The organism is Nocardia brasiliensis NBRC 14402 (genome assembly GCF_000308475.2).
Taxonomy (GTDB): Bacteria; Actinomycetota; Actinomycetes; order Mycobacteriales; family Mycobacteriaceae; genus Nocardia; species Nocardia brasiliensis.
The window spans coordinates 1-19,421 of the sequence record NZ_BAFT02000021.1; the positions used below are offsets into that span (position 1 = coordinate 1).

General features: G+C 66.9%; 13 protein-coding genes. 6 read left to right on the forward strand and 7 right to left on the reverse strand.

Annotation, left to right across the window (positions count from 1 at the left end):
* Positions 1-414 (reverse strand): nitroreductase family deazaflavin-dependent oxidoreductase (locus TY25_RS04860; RefSeq protein ID WP_042254414.1); only part of this gene is annotated, 414 nt, incomplete at its 3' end.
* A 168-nt stretch (positions 415-582) separates the two neighbouring features.
* Between TY25_RS04860 and TY25_RS41445 the strand changes: the two genes are divergently transcribed.
* Entirely contained in the window at positions 583-1,158 is a 576-nt protein-coding gene (locus TY25_RS41445; RefSeq protein ID WP_081868672.1) for a nitroreductase/quinone reductase family protein, read from the forward strand.
* 10 nt (positions 1,159-1,168) lie between these two features.
* Here the strand turns inward: TY25_RS41445 and TY25_RS04870 are convergent, their stop codons facing one another.
* Positions 1,169-1,645: a hypothetical protein gene (locus TY25_RS04870; protein WP_042254397.1), complete on the reverse strand. Its 477-nt coding sequence runs from the start codon at positions 1,643-1,645 to the stop codon at positions 1,169-1,171.
* 267 nt (positions 1,646-1,912) lie between these two features.
* Here TY25_RS04870 and TY25_RS04875 point away from each other — a divergent pair, with 267 nt between their 5' ends.
* The 4 genes from TY25_RS04875 to TY25_RS04890 all read left to right on the forward strand — a co-directional run bounded on the left by TY25_RS04875 (position 1,913) and on the right by TY25_RS04890 (position 7,147).
* Positions 1,913-4,228: an MMPL family transporter gene (locus TY25_RS04875; protein ID WP_042254398.1), complete on the forward strand. Its 2,316-nt coding sequence runs from the start codon at positions 1,913-1,915 to the stop codon at positions 4,226-4,228.
* 87 nt (positions 4,229-4,315) lie between these two features.
* Complete coding sequence (locus tag TY25_RS04880) at positions 4,316-5,254, forward strand: TIGR03621 family F420-dependent LLM class oxidoreductase (RefSeq protein WP_081868671.1); 939 nt, start codon at positions 4,316-4,318, stop codon at positions 5,252-5,254.
* Between the two features lie 370 nt (positions 5,255-5,624).
* Positions 5,625-6,950 (forward strand): family 1 glycosylhydrolase, encoded by a 1,326-nt coding sequence (locus tag TY25_RS04885; RefSeq protein ID WP_042254399.1) that lies wholly within the window; start codon positions 5,625-5,627, stop codon positions 6,948-6,950.
* A complete protein-coding gene (locus tag TY25_RS04890; RefSeq protein ID WP_042254400.1) occupies positions 6,947-7,147 on the forward strand; it encodes a hypothetical protein in 201 nt (66 codons plus the stop codon). The genes TY25_RS04885 and TY25_RS04890 overlap by 4 nt, the downstream gene beginning before the upstream one ends.
* 6 nt (positions 7,148-7,153) lie before the next feature.
* Here TY25_RS04890 and TY25_RS04895 read toward each other — a convergent pair whose 3' ends face one another.
* The gene (locus tag TY25_RS04895) at positions 7,154-7,852 is read right to left on the reverse strand and encodes a TetR/AcrR family transcriptional regulator (protein ID WP_042254401.1); all 699 of its coding nucleotides are present in this window, start codon (positions 7,850-7,852) and stop codon (positions 7,154-7,156) included.
* Positions 7,853-8,016: 164 nt separating this feature from the next.
* Between TY25_RS04895 and TY25_RS04900 the strand changes: the two genes are divergently transcribed.
* Positions 8,017-9,738 (forward strand): FAD-dependent oxidoreductase, encoded by a 1,722-nt coding sequence (locus tag TY25_RS04900; RefSeq protein ID WP_042254403.1) that lies wholly within the window; start codon positions 8,017-8,019, stop codon positions 9,736-9,738.
* Positions 9,739-9,837: 99 nt separating this feature from the next.
* Here the strand turns inward: TY25_RS04900 and TY25_RS04905 are convergent, their stop codons facing one another.
* Genes TY25_RS04905 through TY25_RS04920 form a run of 4 tightly spaced genes read right to left on the reverse strand, consistent with a single transcriptional unit; the run spans position 9,838 to position 19,418 of the window.
* Entirely contained in the window at positions 9,838-10,143 is a 306-nt protein-coding gene (locus TY25_RS04905) for a WXG100 family type VII secretion target (RefSeq protein ID WP_042254404.1), read from the reverse strand.
* Between the two features lie 28 nt (positions 10,144-10,171).
* Positions 10,172-10,981, reverse strand: coding sequence for an ESX secretion-associated protein EspG (locus TY25_RS04910; RefSeq protein ID WP_042254405.1), 810 nt, complete (start codon positions 10,979-10,981; stop codon positions 10,172-10,174).
* 45 nt (positions 10,982-11,026) lie between these two features.
* The gene (locus TY25_RS40340; RefSeq protein ID WP_052382805.1) at positions 11,027-13,555 is read right to left on the reverse strand and encodes a hypothetical protein; all 2,529 of its coding nucleotides are present in this window, start codon (positions 13,553-13,555) and stop codon (positions 11,027-11,029) included.
* Entirely contained in the window at positions 13,548-19,418 is a 5,871-nt protein-coding gene (locus TY25_RS04920) for a WXG100-like domain-containing protein (protein ID WP_042254406.1), read from the reverse strand. Before TY25_RS04920 ends, TY25_RS40340 begins: the two co-directional genes overlap by 8 nt.
* Positions 19,419-19,421 lie beyond the last annotated feature (3 nt).

Genomic DNA, 19,421 nt, shown 5'->3' on the forward strand with positions numbered 1-19,421 from the left:
ATATCCGGGCCAGAACTCCACCGCCAGATCCCACGCGGGTTTGCGCTCGACGCCGGTGAGCTCGGTGACCGTCACCTCGAACTGCGCACCGCCGTGCCGGACCGTGGCCGTCGTCGCGGCCCGCAGATTCGCCGACCAGGCAGGATGTTTCGCACTGCCCCAATTCGAACCGATGACCAGGAAGTCCTCGCCCCGCGGCACATACAGCAGCGACGTCGTGCGCGGGGTACCGGTCTTGCGACCCGCGACAGTGATCTCGATCGAGGGCAACCCGGCCAGGTCCAGCACGCCCTTGCGTCCGCCGGTCCAGCGCCGAATCGTCCGCTCCACCGGCAGCACGACCGGCGCGCCCCGCATCACCCAGCGTTGGCGGGCCAGCTGTCGAGCGAACGACGGCAACGGATTCGACACCATCCTCGAATCCTCACACGTCTTCGTCCGGCACCCGCCCCGGCAGGCCGGGACGAGGGCGATCTCACATGCGCCCAGGCCCGCCCGGCCGCAAAGTCGTTGACCGCCAACACCACACGCCGATCACCGAATCCGGCCCGAATCCCCGGCCCGGAGCGGACGATGGAAGCCATGGACGACTCCGCCACCGGTCCCACCGCGGCGGACAGCGCGCGCCGCCGCGACATCCGGCGCGCCGCAACGGCCGAAGCCGGCAAGCACACCGTGCTCATCCGCACCCAGCGCTCCGGCCGCATCCTCAGCGCCATGATGATGCCGTGGTTCCGGCTGCGTCCGCCGCGCGGCTACGGCGTCCTGACCACCACCGGCCGCAAGAGCGGCAAGCGGCGGGCCAAATGCGTGCGCGTGTTCCGCCACGACAATCGGGCCTATCTGGTGCAACTGGTGCCGCCGCATCTGGCCGTCGACCGCCCTGCGGCCGCCAGCGGCTGGCTGCTCAATCTGCGCGCCGACCCGCGATGCCGACTTCGCCTGCCCGACGGCGTCTTCGACGGCACCGCCCGCGACATCACCGACCCCACCGAGCGAGTCATCGCCCGCACCATCCTGTGCGAACCGGTCACCCCCACCGATTACGGCGAATGCGCCGTGCACCGGCGCGGCCTGCCCTCCCGCGCCAAAATCCAAGAGCTGCACCGATACTGGTTCGACACCGGCAACCCGATCGTCATCGAACTGCAGCCCTGAGCCGTCATGGTCAGATCAGGGCGATCGCGGCGGTCAGACCGGCCAGAGCGATCGTTTGCAGCGCGACCCGAGCGGGGATGACGCTGTCCCACTTGTCCTGCAGCGCACGCGCATTCGGCGGAGTGATGCCCGCCTGCGCGGCCGCGGTCTGCACCGTGTTGACCGGCTTGGCGATGCGCACGTAGATGAGCAACCAGATCACCAAGGCGGCCACCGCGATTCCCGCGGCGACCGCCGCGGCGAACTGACCGCCGATGGCCGCCAGCACGACCGTGAGCACCGCGGCGATCACACCGCCCGCACCGAACACCGGCATCCGCCGGTCACCGTAGTAGTGCCCCCAACCCGCCGACGACGTCAGCGTGCTGTCGTCCATCCGCGCGTACACCGCGCGCGTGATGAGGGCGTAGCACGCGTCGGTGCCGTAGACGACCCCGTTCGCGAGCACCGCGACGATGGCGACGACCTGAGCGACTGTGCTGAACATGACTGGACTCCGTCTGTAGATCTAGCGTTGCTAATCAATCTAGCACCACTAGGTACACGAAGCGCAACCCGGAGACGAAAACGCAGGAGAAACCGCAGAGCTATTACCTGGCAACCACTTTCCGGCGAGCAGTCCCACACCGCCGGTACTTTGGAGAGCGCGCACATCGGGCGCGACCCACCGGAAAGGACCCAGACACTTGACGATCGGTGCCTCGAGGCCGCACACCACCCACCCGTCCGGCCGGCACCGCCGGAGGGGCTGCTGATGTTCGCACGCTGGGGGGACCTCGTCCATCGATTCCGGTTCATCGTCATCGCCGTCGTCGGCGCGGGCATGCTCGCCCTCGGTGGATACGGCTACGACCTCGGCAATCATCTCGGCGCCAGCGGCTTCGACGACCCGACCTCGGAATCCGCGCACGCCGCCCGCACCGCCGACGCGGCATTCGGCCGCGACCACACCGCCGACGTCATCGTGCTCTACACCGCGCCACCCGGCGTATCACTCGACGATCCGGACTTCAGCACCCAGATCATCGACAACCTCAACCGGCTCCCCCGCGAACACCCGCAGATCGACCGGGTCAACGGCGCCTACTGGCAAACCGAGAACGCCCCCGCCCAGCCGAGCTTCTTCGGCAAGCCCGAAAAGCACCGCGCCTTCGCCTCCATCGCCATCAAAGGCGACAACGACACCGACATCGTCAACAACTTCCGCGCCGTCAAAGACGCCTTCTACATCCCCGGCGTCGACGTCCAGGTCGCCGGGCTGCAACCGGTCGCGGGCGCACTCACCGACACCCTCGCCGATGACCTGCACCGCATGGAACTGCTCGCCCTGCCCGCCGTCGCGATCCTGCTCTTCTTCGTCTTCGGCGGCCTCGTCGCCGCCGCGCTGCCGCTGGTGCTGGGCGGCCTCACCATCATCAGCGCCAACGGCATCGTCCGCTTCATCACCGAATTCACCCAGGTCAACTCGTTCGTCTCCAGCGTCGTCACGATGATCGGCCTCGGCCTGGCCATCGACTACGGCCTGTTCATCGTCAGCCGCTTCCGCGAAGAGATCGCCGAAGGCTACGACACCCCCACCGCCGTCCGCCGCACCGTCATGACCGCGGGCCGCACCGTCGTCTTCTCCGCCACCATGATCGTCACCAGCCTCGGCGGCATGCTCTTCTTCCCCCAAGGCTTCCTGCGCTCGCTCGCCTACGGCTCCATCGCGACGGTGTCCCTCGCCGCGCTCTCCGCGATCACCATCCTGCCCGCGATCCTGAGCATCCTCGGCCCGCGCGTCGACCTGCTCGGCGTCAAACGCTTCAGCCGCAGCAAAACCGCCGACGAAGTCGAGAACGGACTCTGGGGCCGCACCACCCGCTGGGTCATGCAGCACCCGACCAAGATCGCCATCCCGATCAGCATCGGCCTGCTCATCCTGATCATCCCGGTCAAGAACATCGCCTTCGGCACCTTCAGCGAAACCTACCTACCGCCCGACCACACCACCCGCATAGCCCAGCACGACTTCGACACCACCTTCCCGCTGCGCAAATCCGACCCCGTACAACTCGTCTTCGTCACCGAGGAGACCGACGAGAACCGTCAAGCACACCGCAACGCCATCGGCGCGGTGCTCAAACAGGCGAACCAGGCACCCGGCCTCGCCGAGCAAAGACCAGGCGTGCCAGGCCAATTCGCCACACCGAAAGCCTCAACCAGCCAACCCGGCGTCTACCGCAGCGAAGCCACCCTGGCCGACTCCACCGACACCGACGCGGCCAACGCCACCATCGACTACCTGCGCGCGATGGATGTACCCGACGACATCACCGTGCTCGTCGGCGGCCAGCCCGCGATCAAGAAGGACACCATCGACGGCATGCTCGGCCGCATCCCGTTCATGGTCGTCGTGGTGCTGCTGCTCACCACCCTGCTCATGTTCCTGACCTTCGGCTCCCTGGTGCTGCCGATCAAAGCCGCACTCATGAGCGTGCTCGGCCTCGGCTCCACCCTCGGCATCCTCACCCTCATCTTCATCGACGGCCACGGCGCGAGCCTGCTCAATTTCACCCCGCAGCCGATCCAAGCCAACGTGCTCATCCTGATCATCGCGATCATCTACGGGCTCTCCACCGACTACGAGGTATTCCTGTTGTCCCGCATGGTCGAAGCGCGCGCGAAGGGCGCCACGACCACCGAGGCCATCCGGATCGGCACCGCGCACACCGGCGGCATCATCACCGCCGCCGCGCTCATCCTGCTCGTCGTCACGGGCGCCTTCGCCTTCTCCGACCTGGTGATGATGCAGTACATCGCCTACGGCATGATCGCCGCGCTCTTCATCGACGCCACCATCCTGCGCATGCTCCTGGTGCCCGCGGTCATGAAACTGCTCGGCGACGACTGCTGGTGGGCACCGGCCTGGATGAAACGCCTCCAGCAACGCGTCGGCCTCGGCGAACCCGTCCTCGACGACGAACATCCCACCACCCGCGGCATGACCGACCTGGTCGAGACCACACCGGTGACCGACCCGGTCACGGTCCGGCTCCCCGTCGTAGAGTCCGACAAGGTCCGGCGCTGACGACCCGAATCTGCTGTCAGCAGACCGACGTTCGGCTCGGACGCGCGGCGAACTAGCGTGGGCACCCTTCGAAAAGGGAGGTCGAGCATGCCCACACCGATCAAGTTTTCCATGGCCGCCGACGTGATCAGCATCGGCTCGCTGCCGGACTTCGCCCGCGGCTGCGAAGCCGACGGTTTCGACGCGTTGATGGTCCCCGATCATCCTGGCGCGTTCGCCGCACCGTTCGTCGCACTCGCCGCCGCAGCGACCGCCACCGCGACGATCAAGCTCGGTACCAACGTCGTCAACGCGGGCATGTGGGAACCGTTCCTGCTGGCCGGCGAGCTCGCCACGCTCGACCTCGTCTCCGGTGGGCGCGCGGTCTTCGGGATCGGCGCCGGGCACACCCCGGCGGAATGGACGATGCAAGGCCGCGAACACCCTTCCGCGGCAGCGCGAGTCGCGCGGATGATCGAGGTCGGCGACACGACCCGGCGGCTACTCGCCGGTGAAACGGTCACCTTCGCCGGTGACCACGTGCGGCTCCAGGACGCGGTGCTCGACCGACCGCGCCCTATCCAGACGCCGATCCCGGTCCTCGTGGGCGGCAACGGGGACCGCGTCCTGCGCTACGCCGCCGACATCGCCGATATCGTCGGCTTCTCCGGGCTCGGCCGCACCCTGCCCGACGGGCACCGGCACGAAACCCGCTGGAGCCGAGCCGAGATCGACGCCCAGGTCGCGAAGGTGCACGAGACCACGGCCGCGAACGGGCGCACACCCGCCCTCGAAGCCCTCGTACAACACGTCGAGATCACCGACGACGCCGAGGCCGCCTGCGCGCGCTTGGCCGCCGAGATACCGACCACGACGGCCGCCGAACTGCTGAGTGCCCCGTACGTGCTGATCGGCACGGTGGACGAGCTGGTCACCGAGCTACGTGGCCATCAGCAGCGTTGGGGTTTCGACCGATTCGTGATGCGTGCGCCCGCACGAGAGGCTGGTGCACAGCTGTTGGCGGCGCTCGCCGCGACGGCAAGTTAGCAGGCGGCCGCACCTCCCTCTTCTGTGCTGGTGAGGTTCTGTGGGAGGTGCGGTGCGCTGGTACGCGGTGTGTGGCGTCGGTTGAATAAGTGGCTTTACATGTTTAGATGCGCATATCTACGTAAGTAGATGTTTTTTTCAGGTCTATAACCAGAGGTGCTCGCTCACTCGTCATTCGAAGGATCGCCGCCCCAACACGCGTCTTCCGCCCAAGGAACAACCTTCCTCCCCTGGCCCGCCGACCGGCCCGACTGCTGCCCGCACTCCCCCACCACGGCTTACGACGGCGATCACCCCGAAACGGACATTCGACCAGTTACGCTGTCCCCCAAGGTTCCCAGCGCCCCCATCGCGTTGAACAGGAGTTCTGATGCGAGCACAGCGTCGTCGCTTCTCGGCCGGCCTGATCATTGCCGCCGTCGCCGTGCTCGTCGTGGGCACGGCCACCGCAGGCGCCCGGCCGGAACCACCGGCACGGATCGATCCGCTGAGCGCCGAGTTCCTGTGGGGCGTCGCCGCATCCGGCTATCAGGCGGAAGGTCATGCTCCCGACAGCAATTGGTCCCGCTACGTCGCGGAGGGCAAAACCGCTGACCCGTACGGTGATTCGATCGACTTCTACACGCGGTATCGGTCGGATATCGCGTTGGCGGCCCAGCTCGGCGTCAAGGTGTATCGGATCGGCCTCGAGTGGGCGCGCGTCCAACCGCGGCCCGGCACTTGGGATCCCGCGGGTCTGCGTTTCTACGACGAGGTCGTGGCCGCCATCGTCCAGGCCGGTATGCGGCCGATGCTGACGATCGATCACTGGGTGTATCCGGGGTGGGCGGTCGATCGCGGCGGCTGGCGCAATGCGGGCATCGTCGAGGACTGGCTGACCAATGCGCGCGCCCTGGTCGATCGCTACGCGGCGCGCGACCCGCTGTGGGTCACCTTCAACGAGCCGACCTTCTACATTGTCAACGAGCTGCGCAAAGGCGGCCTGTCGCCGCTCGACGTGCCCGCGATGCACGATCGAATCGCGCAGGCACACAACGGTATCTACGACTACATCCATCAGGTGCAGCCGGGCGCGCTGGTCACCAGCAACGTCGCGTACATCCCCACCGGCGAGGACCTGATCAACAAGCCGCTCATCGATCGCATCGGCGCACGCCTGGATTACATCGGCATCGATTACTACTACGGCCTGTCCCCGGAAACGCTGCTGGCGGGTCCGCCCGACTTCGAGCGACTCTGGACGCAGCCGCTGCAGCCGGAGGGCATCTACTACGCCTTGCAGCACTACGCTCGGCAATTCCCGGGAAAGCCGCTCTACATCGTCGAGAACGGCATGCCGACCGAGAACGGCGCCCCGCGCGCCGACGGGTACACCCGGGCCGACAATCTCCGCGACACCGTCTACTGGCTGCAACGCGCGAAAGCCGACGGCATGAATCTCATCGGCTACAACTACTGGAGCCTCACCGATAACTACGAATGGGGCTCCTACACACCGCGATTCGGCCTCTATACGGTCGATGTCCGCACCGATCCCACGCTCACGCGCAAGCCGACCGACGCGGTCGCCGCCTATACCGCCATCACCGGGGACGGCGGAGTGCCACCGGACTACCGGCCCACCCGAGCACCCAGACCCTGCTCGTTCGTCGACGCCCTGGCCAGCTGCACCGACCCGGTCACCCTCCCCCGATGACCGAAACCCCGGATCCCACTGCGACTCTGCGCCGCTGGGCAGATTCCGGCGCGATCTGGCGGGTGCTCGCGCGCACCACCACACGGGTGACCGTCGGCCTCTTCGAGTGCACCGGTGGCCAAGAAGTCGACCGCATCACCTCCACCGATCCTGCTCTGCTGCGCTTCCTCGGCGATCGTTGGAGCAGCGAAGACTGACCTCGCTCAGCGCCGGTGGCCGAGCATGTCGAGCAACGCGTCCACCTGCTGGTCGAACAGGTCGGTGCGGTCGGTGAAGGTATCCGTGCCGTACATGTCGAAGACATCGGCGCTCACGGCACCGAAGAGGCTCGCCCAGAACGTGATGCCACGGGCGAACAGCCAATCCGGCAGGGGCAGTTCGAATTCACCGCGGATCCGGTCGAAATCGGCTGCGAGGGTGGCCGATACGGCGGGCTCGGGCCGCGGGGTGGTCAGCTGACCGGCCAGGTAGGCGCGGGCGAACAGACCCTGCAAGGTGGTGATCACCCGGGTGCCGGGCGTCATCGTCTGCTCGGCGGGTGCGTCGTAGCCGGGCACGGGCGTGCCGAAGAGCAGCCCGTAGCGAGCGGGTTCGGCCTGCGCCCAGCGACGCACCGAGCGGCACAGGATGCGGATCTGTGCGATCGGGTCGTCGGGCGCCGTCGCCAGATCGGCGTCCACGGCGTCGCCGAGCGCGTTGTAGCCGTCGATCACCAGCAGCGTGAGCAGCTCGTCGCGGCTGCGTACGTAGCGGTAGACCGCCGAGGACACCACACCCAGGTCACGCGCGACGGCCCGCAGCGACAAGGCCGCGGCCCCTTCCGAAGCGAGATGCTCGCGGCCGATACGGACTATGTCGTTCATGGTCTGCGCTCTGGCGCGCGCACGCGGAGTCGTCGGCATACCCCACCGTGCAATATTCAGAGAGCACTGTCAACAACAGCGAGCGCCGCTCTGTGAAGTACCGGGCGCGGGGACGAATCGGCCCGAGCCGCCCTGGTTCGGCGCACAAGCTACTCGGTAGTAGTGTTAGCCGAGTCACTGGCGACACTATCGAGGAGTTCACCATGGACCAGCGGACGACGGATTTCGACGTCCTCATCGTCGGCTCCGGTTTCGGTGGCAGCGTCACCGCACTGCGGCTGGTCGAGAAGGGCTACAAGGTCGGCGTACTGGAGGCGGGCCAGCGGTTCGCCGACGACGAACTGCCCAAGACCAGCTGGGAACTGAAGAAGTTCCTCTGGGCGCCCAAGCTCGGCTGCTACGGCATCCAGCGCATCCACCTGCTGCGCGATGTCCTGATCCTCGGCGGCGCGGGCGTCGGCGGCGGCTCGCTGAACTATGCCAACACGCTCTACGTGCCACCCGCGCCGTTCTTCCAGGACGCGCAGTGGCGCGACATCACCGACTGGCAGGCCGAGCTCGCGCCGTACTACGAGCAGGCACAGAAGATGCTCGGCGTGGTGCGCAACCCGCACATGACACCGGCCGACGAAGTGTTCAAACAGGTCGCCGAGGACCTCGGGGTCGGCGACACCTTCGTGCAGACGCCGGTCGGCGTGTTCTTCGGTGAGCCCGGAAAGACCGTCGCCGACCCGTATTTCGGCGGCGTCGGCCCGGAGCGCACCGGCTGCATCGAGTGCGGCGACTGCATGGTGGGCTGCAAGTACGGCGCGAAGAACACCCTCGTGAAGAACTACCTCTACCTCGCGGAAAAGGCGGGCGCACAGGTCATTCCGATGACCACGGTGACCGATCTGCGGCCGCATCCGGACGGCACCTGGGATGTCTCCACCGCCCGCACCGGCGCCTGGCTGCGCAAGCAGCCCAAGACCTACACCGCCGCCAACGTGGTACTCGCGGCGGGCACGCGGGGCACGCAGAAGCTGCTGTTCGAGATGCAGGACAAGGGCGCGCTCACCGAGCTGTCGCCGCGCCTCGGCCAGCTCACCCGCACCAACTCCGAATCGATCGTCGGCGCCGCGACCAAAAAGGTCACGCCCGGTGTCGATTTCACCAAGGGTGTGGCGATCACGTCGTCCATCCATCCCACGCCGGACACCCATATCGAGCCGGTCCGCTACGGCAAGGGCTCCAACGCCATGGGCCTGTTGCAGACGCTGATGGTCGACGGCGGCGGCCGAATTCCGCGCTGGCTGCGCTTCCTCGGCCTGGTGCTGCGGCATCCGATGAACCTGCTGAGCTTCCTGAGCACCAAGAACTGGAGTGAGCGGACGATCATCTCGCTCGTCATGCAGCACTTGGACAATTCGATCACGACCTACACCAAGCGCGGGTTGTTCGGCCGCAAGATGACCAGCAAGCAGGGTCATGGCGAACCGAATCCGACCTGGATTCCGATGGGCAACAACGTGACCCGGCGAGTGGCCGAGAAGATCGGCGGCATCGCGGGCGGCAGCTGGGGCGAGATCTTCAATATCCCGCTCACCGCACACTTCCTGGGCGGCGCGGTGATCGGCGCCGACGCCGAGCACGGCGTGATCGACGGCTACCACCGCGTCTACGGCTACCCGACCCTGAGCGTCGTCGACGGTGCGGCGGTATCGGCGAACCTCGGCGTCAACCCGTCGCTCACCATCACCGCCCAGGCCGAACGCGCCGCCGCCTACTGGCCGAACAAGGGCGAGCTCGACACCAGGCCGCCACTCGGCGCCGGCTACCAGCAGATCCCGCCGGTCGCTCCCGCCAAGCCCATCGTGCCCGCGAACGCCCCTGCCGCACTTGTCCTTCCGATCGTGCAGATCAGGGAGACACCGGCCGCAGGCTGAGACTCCCCCGGACGCGCCGTCCGGATGCCTGATCACACCGTGGATCTCGGCATCCGGACAGCGCGACCCGTCAGCGCTCGTGCGCGAGCCGAGGCGCGATCACTTCCCGCCGTCCATGTCGTCCATCTTGGTCGCGGCGTCGCGCATGCCCTTGCTGAACTTCTTCGCGGAGTCGGCCATGTTGTCGCCGCCGGTCAGCAGGTTCTTCGAGGATGTGCCGTAACCCTTGTCGCCCTTGACGAATTTGTCGCCGTAGTCGTCGTCGCCCCACGGTTCGCCTTGGGCGTTCAGGTTGTTCCGCAGGGTGGCGATGATGTCGCCGGTCTTGCCGCCGACCCCGTCCATTTTGGTTGCGGCCTGCCGTAACAGCGCGGTGTCCACGCGGATTCTGCGATTCTCGGTCATGATGCTCTCCTGCCCTACTGCTCCGAACTCAGTACCGGTCCTCGGGACGTCCTGTTTCCCAATGTGATTCGACGCGTTCCATCAGGTTGTCGATATCCTGCTGGATCCGCCACGCCAGTAGCCGTCGGCTGATGGCGTGCGCGACCGGGTTCTCGTCCAGCGACATCACGTACCGCCCATCGCCGGCCACGTCGCGCCACATCAACGTCGTCTCTTGAATTCCGCGCGGACCGTACTTCGAACGGCCCTGCGCCACTGTGATCACACCGGTCAGGTCGGCCCGCTGTTCGAAGAATTGCTGGGTGCGGTACACCGGCCGATCCTCGATATCGTCCTGCACGAAGCTGCGCCCCCAGCTCGGTGCGATGTGCTCCTGCGGGTCGGTGATGATCGGAATGTCCGGCAGGCGACCGGCTTCCACGTTCGGCAGCGAACGCACCACCGCGACGCCCAAGCTTTGCGGATCACATTCGGTGACCACGACCATCGGCGAATCGTAGGTGAGATCACCCAGAGCCTGCTCGAACACGAACCCGTGCAGACCTGCCCGCCCGGCGTGCACGCGCAGCCGCTTGCTCGTGTCGTTGGCGTCGTGCTCGTCCCAACTACGCGCCAGCACATACAGTTCGGGCGCGCTCAGCACCTGGACCACGCCGTTGAACGAGCCGTCCAACCGGCGCTGCAGCTCTTGCCACACCACGCGTTTACGGCGCTCCAACTCGTCGGTCATCATGGTTTCGTCGCTCTGGAAAAGCAGCGGCCGCGGCATCGACCCGCCGCGATACTGGTCGCACAGCACCAGGAATTCGAGCGCGGTGAACTTCCACTGCTGCGTCACGGCTCGATCACCGGCTTCGACCGCGCGATGTCCGGCCCGAGGGCGTCATCCAGGTTGTTCACCGAATCGAGGAACTTGCCCCGCTTGTACTCCCCGCCCGCGCCCTGACCGCCGGGCCCGGGCCCAGGGCCCATGGGCATGCCCGCAGAGGAGGCACCGGGGTCCTGGCCCGGTTTGCGCCATGTTCACGCTGGGGTTGATCGCCGCCCGCGGGAACAACTTCGACGACTCGGCCGGGTTGGCTTGGGTGTGCGCGTTGAGCGGCGTATTGATGTCGCCACCGGGGCCGGGCCCCGGGCCGCCACCGCCGGCGAGGCCGGCACCGTTCTTCAGCAAGGTCGACAGATCGCTCGGGACCGCGTCGCTGTAGGACGCCATATTCATCGGTTGCAGTTCGCCGAGACCCGGGATGCCGAGCATGCCGTTGGACGCCAGTCCGGCGATCATCTCGGTGCCGGTCTTCACGACGTCGCCGATCGTCTTCGTGATTCCGCTCAATCCGTCGGCCAGCGCCTTGATCAGGTCCGCGCCGCCCGGGGTCTGCGGCAGCACCCGGCCGAGATCGCGCAACGTTTCCGGGCTCAGGTTCCGCAAGGTCTCCGGATCCAGGTTCTTCAAGGTTTCCGGATTCAGCTGCTTCAAGCCCTCTGGGCTGAGACCGTTCATGATGTCGGCCCCGAACCGCTTGAGGTCCTCCGGACTCATCCCCTTCAGCAGATCGGAACCCAGCTTCTGCAAACCCTCCGGCGTCATCTGCTTGAGCAATTCCGGGCTCAGGCCACCGAGCAGGCCCGCGCCGATCTTCTGCAACGCCTCCGGACTCAGATCCTTCAGCGGATTCTCGCCCCGGAGCAGCTTGTTCAACAGGTCCTGGGGCGAGCCCTTGGGCGGCTGGCCACCGTTCGGCTGCTTCGTCGGCGGATACTCGGGCTTTCGTTGTTCCGGGATCTTCTGCTGCGGCTCCGGGATATTCGGGATGTTGTGGTTCGTGGGTCCGGGTCCGCTGCTGCCGCTCTGGCCCGAGTTGCCGCTGCCACCACCGGAATTGTTGCCCGAGCTGTCCTTGCTGCCATCGCCGCCACCGTAACCGGAGGGGTTGACCTTCTTGTTCTCCGGACCCGGCCCGCTCGACCCACCGCTGTTCTGGCCCGCGCTGTCGCCTAGCCCCTGCTTGTGACCGTCTTCGTAGCCGCCCTTGTAGTTGGGGCTGTTCTTGTCGATGTTGCCGGGGCCACCGCTACCACCGCTGTTGCCGCTACCCCCGCTGTTTCCACTACCGCCGCTGTTTCCACTACCGCCACTGCCACTGCCACTGCCGTTGCCGTTCCCGTTGGCCTTGGCTTTGGCATCCTCCAGCCCCTGCTTGTAACCGTCCTGGTAGCCGGCCTTGTACTCGGGGCTGTTCTTGTCGATATTTCCGTTGTTGTTTCCGCCGCCGTTGTTGTTGCCGTTGTTGTTGCCGCTGCCGTTGTTGTTTCCATTCCCGTTGTTGTTACCGTTGTTGTTCCCGTTACCGCCACCTTCGTTCTTCTTCTCCTCCGGCTTCTTCTCCTCCGGCGGCGGCTCCTTGACCTTGCCGACCCCGACCACCGGCGGCATCGCCTTCACCGCACCTTCGATGCCCGGCCGGTAGACGGCCGCGTAGGTCGCGCGATAGCCGTCGAGCCAGCCCTCCCGCTTGCATTCCGGGTTGGTGTACTCCCACTTCTGACCGGGAGTGTCGTTGTACATGGCGAAGATCCACTTCGAGCAATACACCAGATTCGTGCTCAGATTCGTCATCGTGTCGACCAGGGCCTTCGAACCTTCGGTGAAACGCGTCACCGCCTTCATGGCGAGGTCGGCACCGTCACCGGTCCACATCTCAGCCTTGACCTGCTTCAGGTAGCCGTTCAGCTCCTCCAGGTCACCGCCTAGTTTCTCCGCCAGCCAGCTATACCGGAAACCGGCGTTGTATGCCGTATGGTCACTGCCCTCCAGCGCTTGCCGGAAATCGTAGAAGCGATTCCAACTCCAGCCTTCACCTGCTTCGATCGCAATCGGAGTGCCGCTGTCCGCGCTCGGCGGTGGCGCCGGCGCCGTGGGATGCTCGCCGCGTCCGGGAGGGCTCAGGTTGGTCGGCGGGGCCGCCCTCGGCGGTATCTTCTCGACCTTCTGCAGGTCACCGATCTTGTCGAACCCGGCCTTGTTGGTGTCCTCGGTCGACAAGTAGAACTTGCACGAACGGATGAACGTGTCACCCATATCCTCCATGGTCCATTTCATGAGATCCATGGCTTCGATGACATCGGTGGCCTTCTGTTCGAAACGTCGCGTCAGCGACTTACCACCGGTTTCATCGGAAAAGTCCCGCATCTTGTCCATGTACGAGTCATGGATGTACTGCTTGTACCAGTCGAGCTTTCCGATCATGTCGTGGCAGGCCTGCGCGCACAGGGCGAAGACTTTGGGGTCGAGCCCCACCGTGTTGGCCTTCAACCCGCCCGCGTCCGCCTTCGCGCGCAAGTCCTTCCAGTCCTGACGACTTGTCTTGCTGTTGTCGTCGATCGTCGAGCCCTTTTTTTCGTCAGCCATCTGTGGTGCTCCTTGTGGTCTTCGTGGTCGTTCGCGTGTCGATCACCGGTTCGGTTACCGCGGCCGAAGCCCCCAAAGTGAAGGGGACATCGGCGGTTTCGTCGGGTCCGGCACGCTGCTCGGGTGCCTCGAATGGCGAGGGCAGCAGAAACGGTTTCGGTGCTTTGCGCTGTTTGTCCTTCTTGCGCGGCCGGCGGGACTGTTTCGGCGGCGATCCGGCGGCATTGCCGGAAGATGCCGAGCCAGGCGACGTCGCCCCCGGTGGCGTCATGCCGGGCGACGCCATGCCTGGAGACGCCGGAGTCCCGGTGGGCGAAGACGATCCCGACTGCGCATGGCCGTCTTGCAGCGGGGACGCGGGCGGGCGCAGCGGTGTCGTCCCGGGCGTTCCGTCCCGGTCCGATGCGGACTCTCCGTGCTGCTCCGGGATTTTCGAATGCTCGGGTCCAGACGTTTGATCCGAGTTCCGCGCCCCGCCCGCATCGGTTCCGTGCGCGCCCGATCGCTCACCCGAGCCCGGTGTGTTCGACTGATCGCCGTTCCCGGTGCGCCCGGACGAGTCCGCGCCATCCTTCGTGGTGCGATTGTCTGCACCGGAAGCGTCCGCGTTGTCGCCGACACCGGAGTGCTTGCCGGGCGCATTCGAATTGCTTTCGCCACCAGTATTTCTCGAATCACCGGGCTGTTGCCGATCCGAACCATGCTGCGCACCGGTGCGATCCGACGTCTTGCCGCCGTCGGTCGTGCCCGATCGCTCCGACGCACCCGTCCGGTCGGCCCCGGTCGAATCGTGCTGTTGGCCTGAGTTGTTTCCCGTGCCGGGGCGGTTCGAGTAGCCCGACTGATTCGCTCCTCGCTGCTGGCCTGTCCCGTCGGTGCCCGCGCCGCCGGTACCCGCACCTGTCCCGCCGGTAACCGCACCGTTCAGGCGGTCGAGAGCGGCGCGCAGTGCGGACGGGTCAGGCCGGACCGGGCCGTTCGCGCCGCCGGCGGATGGCGAACCCGAATCGCCTTGGGAACCACCGGAGGGCGATTGCATGCCTGTTCCGGACCCCAACCGCCAGAAGTCCGGCGACGGCCCGTCCTGCCCCGTCGTCTCCTCGCCCGATCCGGTCTGCTCCGACGGCCCGAGCGAGCCCTCCCCGCCCGGCGGCAGCATCCCGTCCGCGCCGTGCAGGTTCTGCAGCATCCGCGACAACATCTCCGGGTCCAGTTGCGGAGGTTGCTGCTCCTCCGGCGGCGTCTGGTCGCTGCCCGACGAGTCGCGATCGGCACCGGCGGCGCCATCGTCGCCGGATACCTCGCCGTCACCGGAATCGCGCGGACCGTCGGCGCTGGAACCGCCTCCGGCGCCCGACCTGCCGGAACCACCGCCATCCCCCGACTGCCGGCGCTCGTCGTTCCTGCCCGGTCCAGAACTCCGAACGTGCTCCTCCGGACCAGGATTCACCGCCCCGTCGGCACCCGACGGCCCCTGCACCTCCGTGTTCGGCGGCCCCGACTCATTCTGATCCTGCGGCCCCCAGTAGTACTCGTCCGACGGACCCCAATAATCCTGATCCGGCGAACCCCAGTAGAACTGCTGCGCCGGATCCCAAGGCGGGTCGTCCGGCGGCACCTGCATGCCCTTGTACTTCAGCTCGTCCTTGTACTCCTGCGGAATCCAGTCTTCGGTGTCCGGCGCGGTCGGCGCGTTATAGGGATCAGGCATCGGATCGTTCTCGGTGGTGCGAGGCGGTCGTGGTTTGGCAGTGAGGTCCTGGCCCTGGACGTAACCGCTCTGCGGATCGGCCGGTGGCGCGACGGCGCCGTCCGGGTCGGCGACGTGCACCTTGTTCTTGTCGTCGACCGTCCAGGTGGTGCCGTCCGGCCTGCTGCCCCACGCGGTCTGGTTCTCCGTGATCCGGACCGCTCCGTCCCCGCGAATCTCGCGTACCTCGGTACCGTCGACGAAAGCGGTTCCGTCCCTGCGAATCCCACGCACGGTGCCGTCACCATCGGTAAAACTGACGCCACGGGGCCCGACCTCGGAGACCGACCCGTCTTCGTGCACGACCCGCAGACCCTGCGGCGTGCGTTCCAACTGCGCGCCGTTGGACAGTTCGATCGGTTCGTTCAGCTGCCGCGACTCGGTCTGCCCATTCGGCGCGGTGACGCGCACCGAGCCGCGCGGTCCACGCTCGTACACGGTGCCGTCGCTGTCGAACACCTTGGTGCCCTTGGGTGAAGACTCGAAGCCGGTGCCGTCGGGCCGATCCATCTGGATGGTGCCCTGCTTGCGTGGACCGTCCTGGTCGAACCCGCCGAGCCGATCACGCAGCCCGATGTTCAGGGTGTCGTTGTGGTCGTAGTGGAGCACGGTCCCGTCGGGATGCTCGGTGCGCCCGCCACCCTGCACGTCCGTGCCGTCGAACACCACATGCTTGGTGTTGTCGGGCAGTTCGACCGTGACGGCGCCATTGGGTTCGACGGTCTGCTTGGTCCCGTCCGGGCCGGTGATCACGGTGGGCCTGCCGGGCCCGGACTCGACCACGGTGCCGTCCACCTTGTACACGGTCTTCTCACCGGTGGGCGAGAGGAATTCCGTTGTACCGTCCGGCTTCACGGTTGTGGTCCAGCCGTCCGGCGACTTCGTCCGCACCGAGCCGTCCTCGAACACGGTGTGCGAGACCCGATCCGGCCGGGTGAAGGTCGGCGATTGGATGCCGCCGCGCTCCCCTGCCTTGCCGCCGGTGCGGTCCGCCGGGCCGGTGCCATCCGGGCCGACGAACACGATCCCGTACTCGGCACCGATCTTCATCAGCTGCGGATCGTCGGGGCGACCCACCAGGATCGACCCGTCCTCGCCGATGACATGCCGGGTGCCGTCCGGCGAGGTGACGACGACGTTGCCGTCCCCATCCCGTTCCCGACCGGCCTGGTCGTTCGGCACGATGTGCACGCTGTCGTCGGGCTTGGTGACCACCGTCGGGCCGTCCGGCCGCGTCTGGACGCTGGTGCCGTCCGGATCGAAATGGGTCCGGTCGTCCCACGGTGAACGGAACTCCGCGCTCGCGTCGCGTTTGACGATCGTCGTAGACCCGTCCGGCGAGGTCGTGCGCACCGAGCCGTCGGGCAACACCGTGTGCTGGGTGCCGTCACTGCGGCCGAAGCCGAACTCGCTGCGGGACGGACCCTTCGGCGCATCGGCCCGTGGACCGGGTTCCGCCACAGCGTGATTGCCGTTGTTGGGCAGGAACTCGACCGAATTGTCCGGGCCGATCTTGACCAGGGTTGGGTCGTCTGGACGCCCGATGACGATGTTCCCCTGCGCGTCCACTCGGTGTTCAGTGCCGTCGGGCGAGGTGATCCGCACCTCGTCCCCTTCGCGCACCCAATTGGGGTGTTCCCCATCGCCTTCGAAGACCCGGTCACCACGGCCATCCGGGACATCGGTGTCGTGCCCGCGCGGTCCACCCGGGTCCGAAAGCTGGTCCGGTCGAACGGAGGGCCGCGGTGCGGGACGATCGCCCTCGGGTGCCGGAGTCGGGCGCTCGCTCGGCCGCTGCGCCGGACCGCTCGCCGACGAATCGGCATCATGCGATCGAGGCGACACACCCGCGCTCACGTTCGGCTCCGGCCCACGCCGCACCGGCGGCGACTGATCGCCGGGGCCAGGGTGCGGCAGTGCGGGACGCGGCTGCTTCGGGATGTTCGAATTCGGCTCCGAGGCGGGCGGACGATGTTGTTGCCCTTCGGGGTTCGCGCCCACAGTGCGCCGTGGCGGCTGATCCGACCCGCTCGAGGTCTCCGAGCCGGCGGACGTCCGCGGCGACTGACTCGAACCACCCGAACCCGATTCTGCGGCAACAGGTGAACGTGGCGGCGTATTGGTCGAGCCCGCTTCCGCAGCGACAGACGAGCGCGGCGGCTGCCCCGTACCACTCGAACTCGCCTCCGAACCGGCAGAGGACCGCGGCGGCTGACCCGAACCCACCGAACTCACATCCGACACCGAAGCAGGCGGACGCGGCGGTTGACCCGACCCGGTCGAACTCACATCCGACACCGCGGACGACCGCGGCGGCTGACCCGAACCCACCGAACTCACGTCTGACACAGCGGAAGACCGCGGCGGCTGTCCGGAGCCCACCGAACTCACATCCGACACCGAAGCGGGCGGGCGCGGCGGTTGTCCCGAAACACTGCCCGTTTGCGAGGACGCCCCCGACGAAGACCGGGTGCCGTCCTCCGACGGCAGGCGTTGCCACTGCGACGAACCATCGCCACCGAGCACCGGACGTGCACCGAATTGGCCACCGCCACTGTTTCCGGAACTGCCCACGGACCGTTCGCTCGGCGGGCCGCTCACCGACGAATTGCGGCTGTCGCCGGACAACGAACCCGAGGGCGACGAGCCGTTCGAGACGGACGAATTACCGTTGTGCAACAACGGAGTCGAGGATGCAGGGAACGCACCGCGGCCGTCGCCGGAGCCGAACGACCGGTTCGTCGACGAACCCGACGACTGCCCGTCACCGGTGCGGCCGCCCTGGGATCCGTTGCCGGAGGACGTCGAGCCGTTCCGACCGGAATCGCCGAAACCACCCGGCTGGCTACCGTTGTGGGTATTCGCCGGGTATCCCTGCCCGTTGGTCCACGAGTTGCCGTTCGAGTCCCTGCGCTGGCCACCGTCGGGAGACGGATCCAGCGGTCCCCCGGCCCGGTTGTCGGTCGACCCCGCGGGGAAGGTCGCGGGCGGCTCGTCGTAGCGCGATCCGTTCCCGCCGGGCGGCGGCTGGGACGAGGTACCGTCGCCGCCGAAACCATCACGGACACCGTTGTTTTCGAACCTGCCGTGGTCGAACGAGGAACCGTCTCGCCCGGGTACGTGATTCGTCCCGCCCGGGGACTTCCAGTCGATCTCGAAGCTCCGGTTGTCGAGCCGGTTGATGCCGACGAAACCCTTGAAGCCGCCCGTGATCCCGCCGCGGGCGGCGCCGCCGACCCAGCCGGCCGGGTTGCCGAGCGTCCCGGCCCAATCACCGGTGACCACCGCGGCACCGATACTGCCGAAACCGTATTCCACGGTGCCGGACCCGATTCCCACGACCGCGCCGTTCAAGCCCCGCACCCACGGGTTACCGATCTTGTCCCCCGCGAACTTGATCGTGTATTTGTTCATGCCGTTGGCCGCGATCCGGCCGAACGGCGCACCGGCGCCGCCGGAGACCACGGCCGCGCCGAACTGCTCCCAGCCGAAATGCTTGCGATGCCCGGCGGCCATCTGACCGAGCTGCACGGCGGCGTCCATCCCGCCGGAGATCAGCATGGCCTCGAGGATCTTCAGGATCCAGTTCTTGCTGAGACCGGCGAACTTCTCGCCGAAGACCGACAGCGCCTTCGCCAGAATTCGATTCTGCAACTGCGTCCGCATGCGGCGCAGGGCGGTTTGGGTGGCCACTTGCGCGGCCGCCTCCTCCACGGGTGCGGTCGGCGGAAACATCCACGCCCAAGCGATTTCGATGGCCAACGCGATCAACGAGATGATCGTGGTGAGCTTCGCGGCTTCGATCTGCGTACCGAAATCGAAGGCGGCGTCGGAGATTTGATCCATGAAATTCGCCAGCGACTCCATCGACTGATCACCGACGAGCATCTGGTCGAACATCGCGGCGATCTTCTCCCCGCCCGCGCCTTCGGGGTAGGCGGCGACCGCGGTACGTTTGGCGTCCTCGATATCCGGAATCACCGTCCGCAGCGCGGTGGCGGCGTCCTTGTAGGCGTCCGAGACCGCCCAGATCTTGTCCTCGTCACCCTCGGGCCACGTACCACCGGCGATCCAACCCAACCAGCTCAACTCTGGCGGCAGATACAGACTCATCCC